Origin of the sequence: Klebsiella sp. WP4-W18-ESBL-05, from assembly GCF_014169075.1 — a bacterium.
GTDB classification, from domain to species: domain Bacteria; phylum Pseudomonadota; class Gammaproteobacteria; order Enterobacterales; family Enterobacteriaceae; genus Kluyvera; species Kluyvera ascorbata_B.
The window spans coordinates 4,233,354-4,247,830 of sequence record NZ_AP022057.1; the positions used below are offsets into that span (position 1 = coordinate 4,233,354).

Genomic DNA, 14,477 nt, shown 5'->3' on the forward strand with positions numbered 1-14,477 from the left:
TTCAATGCATCTTTGCCTGGTATGCACAAATGAATCCAAACCTGCTTCCCGATCTGGCCACCTTCGTGCTGATCGTTGACCACGGTAGCTTCTCTGCTGCCGCCAAAACGTCGGGCGCGACGCCTTCGGCTATTAGCCGCAGCGTTACCCGTCTTGAACGCGCGCTCGGCAGCAAACTGCTACACCGCACCACCCGCAAACTGGCGCTGAGTGAAACAGGAAAAATGGTGTATGAGCACGCACAGGAGATGCTGAACGCCGCACAATTGGCACTCGACTCCGGCAGCAGCCAGCAGCAGATCGCGCAGGGGAAACTCACGCTCAGCGTGCCCAAAGCGGTGGGGCGTTTTGTTATCCATCCGCTTATGGCCGAATTTTTTACGCGCTTTCCACAGGTGGACGTTTGTCTGCGGCTGGAAGACCGGTATATGGATTTGATTGACGATGGCGTCGACCTGGCGCTACGCATCAGCCAGTCGCCCTCTCCCGGCCTGTACGGCCGCCCGCTAATGCCGGTCAGCCACGTTATTTGCGCCACTCCGGAGTATCTGCGCCAGCACGGCATGCCGGAACACCCGCAGGCGCTGCGCGACCATTGCTGCATCAGCCTTGGCGAGACGCCCGCTGATTCACGCTGGAAGTTTCGGCGCGGCGAAACCATGGAGACGATTCAGACCCACGGGCGCTATGCCGCTAACCATACCGGCGTGCGGCTGGATGCGGTAAAGCATCATCTTGGTATCGGCAGCCTGCCGCTGTTCACCGCCCGCGAAGCGCTCGCCAGCGGAGAGATTGTGCAGGTTCTGCCGGATTGGGAATTTATCAGCGACTACAGCGGCGAGCTGTGGCTACTGTGGACGCGCAATAAGCATATGCCCGCCAGAATGCGGGCCATGATTGATTATCTGAGTGAAAAACTGCCGCAGTATGGCGAGTGATTACGGCGCACGGGCAAAAACTTCAGCCACCCACTGACGGAACCCCTCCACGTCCAGCGCCAGCGCCACCTGCGCGTTGGCCGGCTGTCCCAATCGCCCTTCGATATCCACCACCGTCGTGCCCGCCGTGTATTGCCCCTGAGTTTCTACCGCCACAAAGCAGCTTTGCAGCGTAAACAGTTCGGGGCGCACCAGCCAGGCAATCGCGCACAGGTCGTGCATGCGCAGGCCGCTCTGCATGCTGCCGCTGCGGTAGTGGCTGAACAGCGCGTGAAGCATGGCGCCGGTTTTATTCAGCGCGGGCAGAGAGGCGAGATATTCCGGCGAAAGCAGCGCCTGGTTGGTGACGTCCAGCCCGCACATCACAATCTCCAGGCCGCTGCGGAACACCAGCGCCGCGGCTTCCGGGTCAATGGCAATATTAAACTCGGCGTTGGGGGTAAAGTTACCGCGCCCGGCGGAACCGCCCATGATCACCAGTCGACGAATATTGAAGCGGCATTCCGGATACTGCGTCAGCAGTAGCGCAATATTGGTCAGCGGGCCAATCGCCACCAGCGTCACCGGCTGCGGCGCGTGCATCAGCGCATCGCGAATGGCCTGAAACGCCGGTTTTGCCAACGGCTGACGGTTATGCTCGACAAAGTCATAGCCCTCCATGCCGGATTCGCCGTGCACCGATGCAGCGTCGCGCAGCGGGCGAACCAACGGGGCAGCCGCCCCCTGCGCCAACGGAACGTCGGCACCCCAGAAGTGCAGGAGTTGCAGACCGTTACGAGTGGTTTTTTCGACCGAAACGTTGCCGGCTACGGTGGTCATTAACTGGAGATCCAGCTCGGGGGCAAAAAGCGCAGCGGCAATCGCTGCGGCGTCGTCGATACCGGGATCGGTATCCAGGAAAATAGGCAGGCGCATGATTTCTCCCTAAAAAAATGCCAGACGTTAAGCCTGGCATTTTTTCATATCTGCGGGAGGATTAATTTATTCGACTTCACGAACATCCACACGCAGCTCACGCGGCACTTCGAAAACAATGTTTTCTTCACGCCCTTCAAGGGTGATGGCTTCGCCGCCGCCCAGCCCTTGCAGGCGGGCAATCACGTTCTGCACCAGAATATCCGGCGCAGAAGCCCCGGCGGTAACGCCCACGCAGGCCACATCTTTCACCCACGCTTCCTGAATATCTGCGGCGTCATCAATCAGATAGGCGGCTTTGCCCATCCGCTGCGCCAGTTCAGCCAGACGGTTGGAGTTCGACGAGTTTTTCGACCCTACGACCAGCACGACGTCGGCCTGCTGAGCGAGCGATCGCACGGCCTCCTGACGGTTAGTGGTGGCGTAGCAAATGTCGTCTTTACGCGGGCCAACGATTTTCGGGAAACGGACACGCAGCGCGTCAATAACGTCGGAGGTATCGTCCACCGACAGCGTAGTCTGGGTCATGAACGACAGCTTGCTTTCGTCTTTCACCGTCAGCTTCAGTACATCTTCCGGCGACTCAACGAGGTACATGCCCCCTTTCGGGTTGCTGTACTGGCCCATGGTGCCTTCGACTTCCGGGTGACCGGCGTGACCGATAAGAATCGACTCTTCGCCGCGACGGCTGGCGCGCGCCACTTCCATATGTACTTTGGTGACCAGCGGACAGGTCGCGTCAAAGACCGTCAGGTCGCGACTTTTCGCTTCGTTACGCACGGCCTGAGAAACGCCGTGGGCAGAGAAAATCAGGATCGCGCCGTCCGGCACTTCGCTAATCTGCTCGATAAAGATAGCGCCGCGCGCGCGCAGGCTGTCCACCACGTAGCGGTTATGCACCACTTCATGGCGAACATAGATTGGCGCGCCATAGATGGCGAGCGCATTTTCAACAATGCTGATAGCGCGGTCAACGCCTGCACAAAAGCCGCGTGGGTTGGCCAACAGGATCTGCATGTTACGCCTCCAGTACCGGATCGACTTCCAGTACTTCAATATCAAAATGAACGGTATAGCCCGCCAGCGGGTGGTTGAAATCAACCGTGATGGAGTCACCGTTAATCTCGCGGATCACGCCTGGCATCTCGCTGCCGTCCATTGCGGTGAACAGCATGATAGCGCCGATTTCCGGTTCGCCCGCATCCATAAATTCGCGGCGGGAGAAATACTGGATAAGATCTGGCGTAGAGATACCAAACGCCGCATCCGGCTCCAGAGAGAAGGATTTTTTATCCCCGGCCTTCAGGCCGAGAAGATGCTGCTCCAGCCCTTCAGACAGGGAGGCATCGCCCAGACGAAACAGCGCCGGTTTGCCGTTGTTACGGGTCGACTCAGCGGTAGAGCCATCGTCCAGTTTCAGCGTGAAGTGCACCAGCACTGCGCTATTGCTTTGAATCGAATCAGACATGCAGGGACAGCCTTTTATCTTACGACATTGGAATGACGATTATTGTTATACGTTCAGCGCCGCCTGCGTGCCCGGTGGCGCTACGCTTACCGGGCCTACACAAAACGGTAGGCCGGATAAGCGCGGCGCCATCCGGCACCAGGCTACGCCTGTTTTTTCGGCAGGAAACCTTCCAGCACGATCAGCGCAGCACCGATACAGATTGCGGTATCGGCCAGGTTGAAGGTGGCAAAGTGCCAGTCGCCGACGTAGAAATCGATCATGTCGACAACGAAACCGTGCCACAAACGGTCGAACAGGTTACCCAGCGCGCCGCCAATAATCAGCGCGTAGGCAATGTTGTTCAGCTTTTGCGTGGCCTTAGAGCGATACATCAGCACCGCCAGCGCGACGCAGATACCGATAGCGATACCCGCAAAGAACCAGCGCTGCCAGCCGCCGCTGTCGGCCAGGAAGCTGAACGCGGCGCCATAGTTACGCGCATAATGCAGATTAAGCGACGGGAACAGCGACACCGTATCCCCCAGAGCAAAATTCTGGAGGATCAGGTATTTGCTGCCCAGATCGATAATCAGCACGGCGACAACCAGCCACAGCCAGCGTAACCCTGTTGAACAAATCGATTTACTCATCAGGCAAACTTACGTTTTTCGCCGTCACCGGCCACGTTGCTCACACAGCGTCCGCAAATTTCTGCGTGTTCCGCCACCTTACCGACGTCCTGAGTGTAGTGCCAGCAACGCGGGCACTTCTCACCTTCGGCTTTATTCAGCGCCACTTTCAGCCCTTTCAGCAGTTCGCTCTGCTGGGCATCTGCGGTTGCCGCTTCATAATCCGCAACGGTCGCCCCGGAGGTCAACAGGACAAATCGCAATTCGTCGCCGAGCGCGTTCAGCTTAGCCGCCAGTTCCGGCTGGGCGTACAGGGTCACTGCCGCTTCCAGAGAACCACCGACTTTCTTATCAGCACGCGCCTGCTCGATGACCTTGTTCACTTCGCCACGAACCTGCAGCAGTTCTTCCCAGAACGCATCGTTCATCGCTTCGCTGTCGGCCAGGCCAAACAGACCTTCATACCACTCGCCGGTGAAGACGTACTTCTCGCGGTTACCCGGCAGGTAGCCCCAGATTTCATCAGCGGTGAAGGACATGATAGGCGCCATCCAGCGAACCAGCGCTTCTGCGATATGGTACAGCGCAGTCTGGCAGCTACGACGCGCCACGCTGTCCGCTTTCGCGGTGTACTGGCGGTCTTTGATGATGTCGAGGTAGAACGAGCCCATTTCGACGGAGCAGAAGCGCATCAGGCGCTGTACCACTTCGTGGAAGTCATAGGATTCGTAGGCTTTCATGATGTCAGCCTGCGCTTCCTGTGCGCAACCTACGGCCCAACGATCCAGCACCACCATATCTTCCGGTTTCACCATGTCTTTCAGCGGATCGAAACCGTTCAGGTTCGCCAGCAGGAAGCGCGCGGTGTTACGGATACGACGATAGCTGTCGGCAGCACGTTTCAGAATTTCATCCGATACCGCCATTTCGCCGGTGTAGTCGGTTGATGCCACCCACAGACGCAGGATATCCGCGCCCAGTTTGTTCATCACGTCCTGCGGAGAAACGGTGTTACCGATAGATTTAGACATCTTACGGCCCTGACCATCGACGGTGAAGCCGTGGGTCAGTACCTGGCGATACGGCGCTTTGCCTTTCATGGCAACGCTGATCATCAGGGAGGACATGAACCAGCCACGGTGCTGGTCAGAACCTTCCAGATACATGTCCGCAGAATGACCGCCGAACTCAGGGCGCGCATCCACAACGGAGTAGCTGGTTGAACCGGAGTCGAACCACACGTCCAGGGTATCTGGCACTTTCACGTAGTTGTCTGCGTCGTCGCCGAGGATTTCACGCGGGTCGAGATCCCACCACGCCTGAATACCGTCTTTCTCAACGTACTTGGCTACCGCTTCCATCAGTTCAGTGGTGCGCGGGTGCAGCTCTTCGGTGTCTTTATGCACGAACAGCGCCATTGGCACGCCCCAGGTACGCTGACGGGAGATACACCAGTCAGGGCGGTTTGCGACCATGGATTCGATACGTGCTTTACCCCAGGCCGGGATCCAGCCGCTCAGATCTTCTTTCGCCAGGCCTTCCTGCTCGATGCGGTCGATCTCTTTGAGAGACTGAATACGCAGGCCTTTTTTATCCATGCTGACGAACCACTGCGGGGTCGCACGGAAGATGATCGGTGACTTGTGACGCCAGCAGCATGGGTAGCTGTGCTGCATTTTTTCGACGTGCAGCAGTGCGCCTTTTTCGGCCAGCAGCGCAACGATTTTGTCGTTAGCTTTGAAGACGTTCACGCCGTCCAGCTCTGGGTAGGTGCCCGCCAGGTATGCGCCATCAGGGCCAACCGGGTTAGCGATTTCCAGACCGTATTTCTGGCTGATCACGTAGTCGTCAGGGCCGTGGCCACCGGCGGTATGTACCGCACCGGTACCGGCATCCAGCGTCACGTGGTCGCCCAGAATCGCCGGAACGTCGAAGCCCATGAACGGGTGGGTGAAGCGCAGCAGTTCCAGCTCGGCGCCTTTGACGGTGCCCAGAATGGTGTAGTCGCTCACGCCGATGCGCTTCATTACGCTCTCAACGAGGTCGCTTGCCAGAATCAGCGCCTGGCCGTCTACCTGCACCAGCGCATAGTCGAAATCAGGCGCCAGAGAAATTGCGCGGTTCGCTGGCAAGGTCCACGGCGTGGTGGTCCAGATAACCAGCGAGATTGGGCCGGTCACGTTAGCGGCACCAAATTTCGCTTTTACCGCATCCTGGTCAGCGGCGTGGAACGCCACGTCGATAGACGGGGAGGTTTTGTCGTAATACTCAACTTCCGCTTCCGCCAGCGCAGAACGGCAGTCAACGCACCAGTGCACCGGCTTCGCGCCTTTGTGCAGGTGGCCGTTAGCCACGATTTTGCCCAGCGCACGAATGATGTTGGCTTCGGTTTTGAAGTCCATCGTCAGGTATGGCTTCTGCCAGTCGCCCAGCACGCCCAGACGGATAAAGTCGGTACGCTGACCGTCAACCTGGGTTGCGGCGTATTCGCGGCATTTGGCGCGGAACTCGGCGGCGGTAAATTTCTCGCCCGGCTTGCCAAACTCCTGCTCAACTTTCAGTTCAATAGGCAGGCCGTGGCAGTCCCAACCAGGCACGTACGGAGAGTCATAACCGGAGAGCCCTTTGGACTTCACGATAATGTCTTTCAGAATCTTGTTTACCGAGTGACCAATATGAATGTTGCCGTTCGCATAGGGAGGGCCATCATGCAGAATGAACGTTTTCTTGCCTTTTTTGGCTGCACGAATGATGCCGTACAGGTCATCATCAGTCCAACGCGCCAGCATTCCCGGTTCGCGCTTGGCGAGATCGCCGCGCATCGGGAACCCTGTTTCCGGCAAATTCAGGGTTGATTTATAGTCACTCATCAGATTCTCGGTTCCGTATATTTACGTAGGCATTTAAGCCGGGTTTGAAAGCCCAAAAAACTCGCGGGCCGTTAATTCATCACGCGCAATCTGCGCTTTTAGTTCATCCAGCGAAGCAAATCGCTGTTCATTGCGTATTTTTTTACGCAGCACTACATCTATATGGCGACCGTAAAGGTCCATTACAACGTCGAGCAAATGCACTTCCAGCTGCTGGCGAACGCCAGCAACGGTCGGGCGCGTACCAATGTTCGCCACGCCCGGCAGGGGCTTATCACCGAGCCCCGTCACTTCCACCGCATAAACCCCTTTTACCGGGGAAACCTGACGACGCAGCGGTAAATTCGCCGTCGGGAAACCAATAGTGCGGCCCAGTTCATCGCCATGCACGACGCGCCCGGAGATAATAAACGGGTGCCCCAGCAGGCTTTCGGCCTGTTCAAGGTTATCGTTGGCCAGCGCCTGGCGCACCGCGGTGCTGCTAATGCGCACGCCGCCGTGGCAGAAGGTTTGCGTACTGGTGACGTCAAAACCGAAATCAGCGCCCGCCTTCTGTAATAACAAGAAATCACCCTGACGACCAGCGCCAAAGCGGAAATCATCGCCGACCGCGAGGAACTGAACGCCAAGCCGCTTGACCAGCAGTTCGCTGATAAAGTCCTGCGCGGTCAGCGCGGCAAAGCGGCGGTCAAAGCGCAGACACAGAACGTAGTCCACCCCACTCTCGGCCAGATAGCGCAGCTTCTCACGCAGGCGCGTCAGGCGGGCCGGGGCTTTATCAGCCGCGAAAAGCTCCAGCGGCTGCGGTTCAAAAATCATCACCACCACAGGCAAACCGCGCGATCTGCCCTCGGCACGTAAGCCTTGCAGTAACGCCTGATGCCCACGATGCACACCGTCGAAATTACCAATGGTCAGAACGCACCCGTGTGGGGCCTGACTGAGATTATGTATGCCGCGTATCAGCTTCATGTCTGGCTCAAAAGAGTGAAAATCGTCAGAGTATACCTTGTACAGCAGTCAAGGTTAACCCGCGATTACACCTCATAACGGAAAGAGGGAATGATTTCATCAGCATCCGTTAAAAAGGCAAGAAAATATAGTCGAGCCGCGTGATTTTTGTGCCGGAAAGACTGTATTCGTCTGTCACAAGCTGGTAGAATCCTGCGCCATCAATACGTAATGCAGCGTTGTCAAATTAACGGCGCTTATTTGCACAAATCCATTGACAAAAGAAGGCTAAACGGGCATATTCCTCGGCCTTTGAATTGTCCATATAGAACACATTTGGGAGTTGGCCTTGGCTAATATCAAATCAGCTAAGAAGCGCGCCGTTCAGTCTGAAAAGGCTCGCAAACACAACGCTAGCCGTCGCTCTATGATGCGTACTTTCATCAAGAAAGTATACGCAGCTATCGAAGCTGGCGACAAAGCTACTGCACTGAAAGCATTTAACGAAATGCAACCGATCGTGGACCGTCAGGCTGCTAAAGGTCTGATCCACAAAAACAAAGCTGCACGTCATAAAGCAAACCTGACTGCACAGATCAACAAACTGGCTTAATCGCCTGCTTGTTATCAGCTTTGAAAAAAACCCGCTTAATGCGGGTTTTTTTATGCCTGCTATTCCGTCTGCAGGCAGGATAAAGCAAAGCCGCCATCCGGCATCGTGCACCGAATTGCCTGATGGCGCTTCGCTTATCAGACCTACGCCGGCTCAGCAAACAGCGCCGAATAATCGCGATGGCAAATTCGCTGCACCGCCGGATGCTGAATCATCCTTTCGGCAAAAATTGCGTGATACTCTTCCATGACGTTATCCATGCGGCCAATTTCCACAATGCTGTCGTCCGCATAGAAATCATGGGCATACAGCGTTGGCGCAACAAAGATAGCGTTGTGCGCGGCGCCGAATGCTTTCATCAGCGCGGCATCATCAAACTCGCCGAGGATTTCAACGTTAAGCCCCTGCACGTTAAACCAGTTCAGTAGCTTGCGCCCTAGCATGGAACGACGGCCGGGAATCAGCAGACGTCGCTCCTCAAGGCACGCAGGGAAGGGTTTTTCCGGCGGCGGATTCATACACCAGAAGCTCACGCTACACTCACCAATCTTCACCGAGAACAGCCCCTCCTGCTGCGTGGAATCAATCGGGCAGTCGGAGATAATCATATCCAGCTTGTGCTGGCTGAGCTGCTCCAGCAGCATCTCATGCGTCGATTCAAAGCAGCGCAGGTGAATCTGTTCATCCTCAACCACCGCCGCGTCAAGCACCCCGCTAACCAGCCGTTTCGAAAGCGCATCGGCCACGCCGACGTCGAACAGCAGGTTGGACTCCTTACGGTAGTTCACGATATCCAGCATCTCCTGACTGAGGGTGAACATTTTGTCCGCGTAGCGGAACACCAGCTCACCCAGTTCACTCGGCTCAATACCGCGGCCTTTGCGCTTGAATAACTTCCCCTGCAGACGTTCTTCCAGCGCTTTGATTTGCCCGGTAATGGTCTGCGGCGTAAGGTACAGCGCCTCCGCCGCGCCAACAATGGAGCCTTCCTTGTAGACATGCCAGAAGTAGTAAAGATGGTTGTAGTTAATATGCGACATGCCCTGTGCTCCCCTCTCCTTTGATCATCATTTTTCGCTTACGCCATCACCGGTTTTAAACGGGCGCGCAGCAAGCTGTATCCCACCACAGCCGACAGGACGGAACCTATCAGAATACCAAGCTTGGCCCAGTTAATCAGCGATGGATCGATATTGCCAAACGCCAGGCTGGCGATAAAGATAGACATGGTAAAGCCTATCCCGCACAACAGGCCAACGGCCATAATTTGTGTGAAACTGGCCCCTTCCGGCAGCTTCGCCAACTTCAGCTTAAGTGCCAGCCAGCAGAACAGGCTGATGCCCAGCGGCTTGCCGATAAACAAACCGGCAATAATGCCCAACGGCAGCAGCGAGGTCAGCCCCTCCAGGGTCACGCCCTGCAGCGAGACGCCCGCGTTAGCGAAGGCGAACAGCGGCAGAATCATAAAGGCCACCCACGGATGCAGCACATGCTCAAGCTGTTTCGCCGGCGATTTGCCGCCCTGCTCGCGCAGCGGAATAAAGAAGCCAACAATCACGCCAGCCAGCGTCGCGTGTACGCCGGACTTCAGTACCGCCGTCCACAGCACAACGCCAACCAGAATATAGAGCCCGGTACGGCGTACGCCGCTCAGGTTTAGCACTGCCAGCACCGCAATGGCAGCACCGGCTACGGCGAGCGACAGCAGGGACAGATCGCTGGTGTAGAACAGCGCGATAATCACAATGGCGCCCAGATCGTCGATAATCGCCAGCGCCATCAGGAAGATTTTCAGCGACGCCGGCACGCGGCTCCCCAGCAGGGCCAGGACGCCAAGCGCGAACGCAATATCCGTTGCCGCCGGAATGGCCCATCCGCTGCTTGCCACCGGGTCCTGCGCGTTAAACGCCAGATAGACCAGCGCCGGCACCACCATACCGCCAACGGCAGCAATCACCGGAAAAACCGCCTGACGGCGGGTTGCCAGCGAGCCTTGCATCAGTTCGCGCTTAACCTCCAGGCCAATCAGCAGGAAAAACACGGCCATCAGGGCATCGTTAATCCACAGCAGCATGTTTTTGTCGATGGCTAAGGCGCCAACGCGCAGCTGAACCGGCGTCTCAAGGAAGGCATGATACAGGCCGCTGGTTGCGCCCAGGTTCGCCAGCAGCATGGCCAACGCTGCGGCAATAATCAGGATGATACCCCCTGAGGCATCATTGCTAAAAAAACGCTGAAGATGCTTCACTTTTACTCTCTCTATTGTGTTTTATACATCGATAAAACCATAGTATCGCGTTTAAAGACTCGGAAAAATCAGGTTATTTCTGGATGATAATTCAGTTTAGCCGATGAAATAAAAAAACCCGAAGCGCAATGCCCCGGGTTTTTTATTCAGCCCTCGCCTTACGGCGAAAGATTAACGAGTCAAATCGTCAAAGAACTTTTTCACGCCGTCAAAGAAGCTTTTCGAACGCGGGCTGTTGTTTTCCCCGGTTGGGCCGCCGAAGCTTTCCTGCAGGTCTTTCAGCAGCTGTTTCTGCTTCTCGTTCAGGCCTACCGGCGTTTCAACGACCACGCGGCACAGCAGGTCGCCCTGCGCGCCGCCGCGCACGGACTTCACGCCCTTGCCGCGCATGCGGAACAGTTTGCCGGTCTGCGTTTCGCCCGGAATTTTCAGCTTCACGCGACCATCCAGCGTCGGCACTTCTATCTCGCCGCCCAGCGCAGCCATCGAGAAGTTGATCGGCACTTCGCAGTACAGGTTGTTACCTTCACGCTCAAAGATAGCGTGCTGTTTCACCTGCACCTGAACGTACAGATCGCCTGCCGGTGCGCCATGCTCACCCGCTTCGCCTTCACCGCTCAGACGAATACGATCGCCGGTGTCCACGCCTGCCGGAATCTTCACGGACAGGGTTTTGGTTTTCTCAACGCGACCGTGGCCGTGACATTTATTGCACGGATCTTTAATCAGCGTACCGCGACCCTGACAGTGCGGACAGGTCTGCTGTACGGCGAAGAAGCCCTGACGCATCTGCACCTGGCCTGAACCATGACAGGTTGGACAGGTCTGCGGCTGTGAGCCCGCCTTGGCACCGCTGCCGTGGCAGACGTCACACTCTTCCAGCGTCGGGATGCGGATCTCTTTGGTGACACCGCGCACCGCTTCTTCCAGCGTCAGATCCATGTTGTAGCGCAGATCTGCACCACGGGACGCGCGCTGACGACCGCGACCGCCGCCAAAGATATCGCCGAATACGTCACCAAAGATATCGCTGAAGTCTGCGCCGCCGCCGAAACCGCCGCCACCGCCGCCCATACCGCCCTGTTCAAAGGCCGCATGGCCGTACTGATCGTAGGCCGCACGCTTCTGCGCGTCGGTCAGGATCTCGTACGCTTCTTTGATCTCTTTAAACTTGGCTTCGGCCTCTTTATCACCCTGGTTACGGTCCGGGTGGTACTTCATGGCCAGGCGCTTGTACGCCTTTTTGATTTCACGCTCTTCCGCTGTTTTGGAAACGCCCAAAATCTCGTAATAGTCTTGCTTTGCCATTGGTTTTTTTCAGCCCCTTAACATGCGAGCACGGGCGGAGAGGAAACCTCTTCGCCCGTGCCGATTAATTACCCTGCATCAGGGCGATTATTTTTTGTCTTTCACTTCTTCGAACTCTGCGTCAACAACGTCGTCGTCTTTCGCATTGTTCGCGGAAGCGTCAGCGCCTGCGGCACCCGCCTGCTGCTGTGCGTGCTGCTGCTGAGCGATTTCCATCAGTTTCTGGGAAACCTGCGCCAGCGCCTGCATTTTCGCTTCGATGTCCGCTTTGTCTTCGCCTTTCAGAGACGCTTCCAGCGCGGTCAGCGCAGACTCGATAGCAGTTTTGTCGTCAGCCGGCAGCTGTTCGCCTGCTTCTTCAACCTGCTTACGAGTGCTGTGCAGCAGATGGTCGCCCTGGTTACGGGTCTGAACCAGCTCTTCAAACTTACGGTCAGCTTCGGCGTTAGCTTCGGCGTCACGAACCATTTTCTGAATTTCTTCTTCGTTCAGACCGGAAGAAGCCTTAATGGTGATCTTCTGCTCTTTACCGCTGTTTTTGTCTTTCGCGGAAACGTGCAGGATACCGTCAGCATCGATATCGAAGGTCACTTCGATCTGCGGCATGCCGCGCGGTGCCGGGCTGATACCGTCCAGGTTGAACTGACCCAGTGATTTGTTATCGGATGCACGTTTACGTTCACCCTGAATCACGTGGATAGTTACCGCAGACTGGTTGTCTTCAGCAGTAGAGAACACCTGGCTGTGCTTGGTCGGAATGGTGGTGTTTTTGTTGATGAGCGCAGTCATCACACCGCCCATGGTTTCGATACCCAGAGACAGCGGGGTAACGTCCAGCAGCAGCACGTCTTTAACTTCACCGGTCAGAACGCCGCCCTGAACCGCTGCACCGATAGCAACAGCTTCGTCCGGGTTAACGTCTTTACGCGGTTCTTTACCGAAGAACTCAGCAACTTTCTTCTGCACCATTGGCATACGAGTCTGCCCACCGACCAGGATAACGTCCTGGATATCGGATACGGACAGGCCAGCATCCTGCAGCGCAACTTTCAGCGGCTCGATGGAACGGTTAACCAGGTCTTCTACCAGGCTTTCCAGTTTCGCACGGGTCACTTTGATGTTCATGTGCTTAGGACCGGTCGCGTCTGCGGTGATGTACGGCAGGTTCACGTCGGTCTGCTGAGCGGAAGACAGTTCAATCTTCGCTTTCTCAGCGGCTTCTTTCAGGCGCTGCATCGCCAGCGGGTCATTGCGCAGGTCGATGCCCTGATCTTTCTTAAACTCGTCAACGAGGTAGTTGATCAGGCGGGTATCGAAGTCTTCACCACCCAGGTGGGTATCACCGTTGGTTGCCAGAACTTCAAAGGTTTTTTCGCCATCAACTTCGTCGATTTCGATAACGGAAATATCGAAGGTACCACCACCGAGGTCGTAGACCGCGATAGTACGGTTGCCGACTTCTTTATCCAGACCGTAAGCCAGTGCAGCTGCGGTTGGTTCGTTGATGATACGTTTGACTTCCAGACCTGCGATACGACCGGCGTCTTTAGTTGCCTGACGCTGAGCATCGTTGAAGTATGCAGGTACGGTGATAACCGCTTCAGTTACCGGTTCACCCAGGTAATCTTCAGCCGTTTTCTTCATTTTCTTCAGCACTTCAGCAGAGATCTGCGGCGGTGCAGTACGAGTACCTTTCACATCAAGCCATGCGTCACCATTATCTGCGGCAACAATTTTGTATGGCATGATAGAAACGTCACGCTGAACTTCTTCGTCCTGGAAGCGGCGACCGATCAGGCGTTTAATCGCAAACAGGGTGTTTTGCGGGTTTGTCACTGCCTGACGTTTAGCCGGCTGACCAACCAGAGTTTCACCATCCTGGGTATAGGCAATGATAGAAGGCGTGGTGCGATCGCCTTCGGCGTTCTCCAGCACGCGTGCAGTAGTGCCATCCATAATCGCTACACAAGAGTTGGTAGTACCCAGGTCGATACCAATAATTTTACCCATCTAAACGTCTCCACTAAAAATTCAGTCAACATGTGGTTGTGATTCTGTAATAAGGGCGAAACCTACGGTTTCAACAGCCCTGAATCGTTTTTTTTCAGACTCACTCACTGCGGTTGACTACAAGATGGGGTCGCAACGTCATCCATCAAGGGGCAGCGTTAAAAATTTTTCATTCAGTGCGATTTTATTTCTGCCGCCTTGACTGTACACACTCATCAACAGAACCTTAAAAAACTATTACATTCAGTATATTAAATCCATAAAGCGTTGTGATTCAGCGCTAAAAGTCTCGCTGCTATGGGAGCAAATCCCCCGGCAACATTTCACTCACTGAAATGAGTGCCCTGGTAATAAAAACAATGAAAACCCTTTTAAGCGTCACGATAAGCCCGGCGATCGGCATGATCCAGGCCGCTCCACCATCCCTGCCGTGCAGCATATTGCCCACCAGCGTCGTTTAATTGCCCGCACGGGGAATGAGTTAAAGGGGGAAAATAGTTCATTTTCCCCCGATGAGATCATAGACAGCCCGTTTACTCCTGATT

12 protein-coding genes are annotated in these 14,477 nt (G+C 55.8%); 2 read left to right on the forward strand and 10 right to left on the reverse strand.

The window, feature by feature from the left end; translation table 11 throughout:
• Nucleotides 1-29: 29 nt before the first annotated feature.
• On the forward strand, nt 30-938 hold the full coding sequence (locus H7R58_RS20295) for a LysR family transcriptional regulator (protein ID WP_106925304.1): 909 nt from the start codon (nt 30-32) through the stop codon (nt 936-938).
• Here H7R58_RS20295 and rihC read toward each other — a convergent pair whose 3' ends face one another.
• From rihC to ribF, 6 genes are all read right to left on the reverse strand, one after another.
• On the reverse strand, nt 939-1,853 hold the full coding sequence (gene rihC, locus H7R58_RS20300; RefSeq protein ID WP_106925302.1) for a ribonucleoside hydrolase RihC: 915 nt from the start codon (nt 1,851-1,853) through the stop codon (nt 939-941).
• 66 nt (nt 1,854-1,919) lie between these two features.
• Entirely contained in the window at nt 1,920-2,870 is a 951-nt protein-coding gene (ispH, locus tag H7R58_RS20305; protein WP_106925300.1) for a 4-hydroxy-3-methylbut-2-enyl diphosphate reductase, read from the reverse strand.
• A 1-nt stretch (nt 2,871) separates the two neighbouring features.
• Nucleotides 2,872-3,321 carry an FKBP-type peptidyl-prolyl cis-trans isomerase gene (gene fkpB / locus H7R58_RS20310; protein WP_182929492.1) on the reverse strand — a complete coding sequence of 150 codons (450 nt, stop codon included), beginning with the start codon at nt 3,319-3,321 and terminating at the stop codon, nt 2,872-2,874.
• 143 nt (nt 3,322-3,464) lie between these two features.
• Nucleotides 3,465-3,953, reverse strand: a complete 489-nt coding sequence (gene lspA / locus H7R58_RS20315) for a signal peptidase II (protein ID WP_064547278.1) — start codon at nt 3,951-3,953, stop codon at nt 3,465-3,467.
• Entirely contained in the window at nt 3,953-6,802 is a 2,850-nt protein-coding gene (gene ileS, locus H7R58_RS20320) for an isoleucine--tRNA ligase (RefSeq protein WP_123650696.1), read from the reverse strand. The genes lspA and ileS overlap by 1 nt, the downstream gene beginning before the upstream one ends.
• Before the next feature lie 33 nt (nt 6,803-6,835).
• Nucleotides 6,836-7,774: a bifunctional riboflavin kinase/FAD synthetase gene (ribF, locus tag H7R58_RS20325; protein WP_106925294.1), complete on the reverse strand. Its 939-nt coding sequence runs from the start codon at nt 7,772-7,774 to the stop codon at nt 6,836-6,838.
• A gap of 328 nt (nt 7,775-8,102) precedes the next feature.
• On the opposite strand from ribF, the gene rpsT reads away from it, so the two are divergent.
• A complete protein-coding gene (gene rpsT / locus H7R58_RS20330) occupies nt 8,103-8,366 on the forward strand; it encodes a 30S ribosomal protein S20 (protein ID WP_003018940.1) in 264 nt (87 codons plus the stop codon).
• A 143-nt stretch (nt 8,367-8,509) separates the two neighbouring features.
• On the opposite strand, the gene nhaR is transcribed toward rpsT, so the two are convergent.
• The 4 genes from nhaR to dnaK all read right to left on the reverse strand — a co-directional run bounded on the left by nhaR (nt 8,510) and on the right by dnaK (nt 13,932).
• Nucleotides 8,510-9,406, reverse strand: coding sequence for a transcriptional activator NhaR (gene nhaR / locus H7R58_RS20335; protein ID WP_106925290.1), 897 nt, complete (start codon nt 9,404-9,406; stop codon nt 8,510-8,512).
• Nucleotides 9,407-9,444: 38 nt separating this feature from the next.
• Nucleotides 9,445-10,614, reverse strand: coding sequence for a Na+/H+ antiporter NhaA (nhaA, locus tag H7R58_RS20340; RefSeq protein ID WP_106925288.1), 1,170 nt, complete (start codon nt 10,612-10,614; stop codon nt 9,445-9,447).
• 171 nt (nt 10,615-10,785) lie between these two features.
• Nucleotides 10,786-11,922: a molecular chaperone DnaJ gene (dnaJ, locus tag H7R58_RS20345; protein WP_106925286.1), complete on the reverse strand. Its 1,137-nt coding sequence runs from the start codon at nt 11,920-11,922 to the stop codon at nt 10,786-10,788.
• A gap of 87 nt (nt 11,923-12,009) precedes the next feature.
• Nucleotides 12,010-13,932, reverse strand: a complete 1,923-nt coding sequence (gene dnaK / locus H7R58_RS20350; RefSeq protein WP_106925284.1) for a molecular chaperone DnaK — start codon at nt 13,930-13,932, stop codon at nt 12,010-12,012.
• Nucleotides 13,933-14,477: the final 545 nt, after the last annotated feature.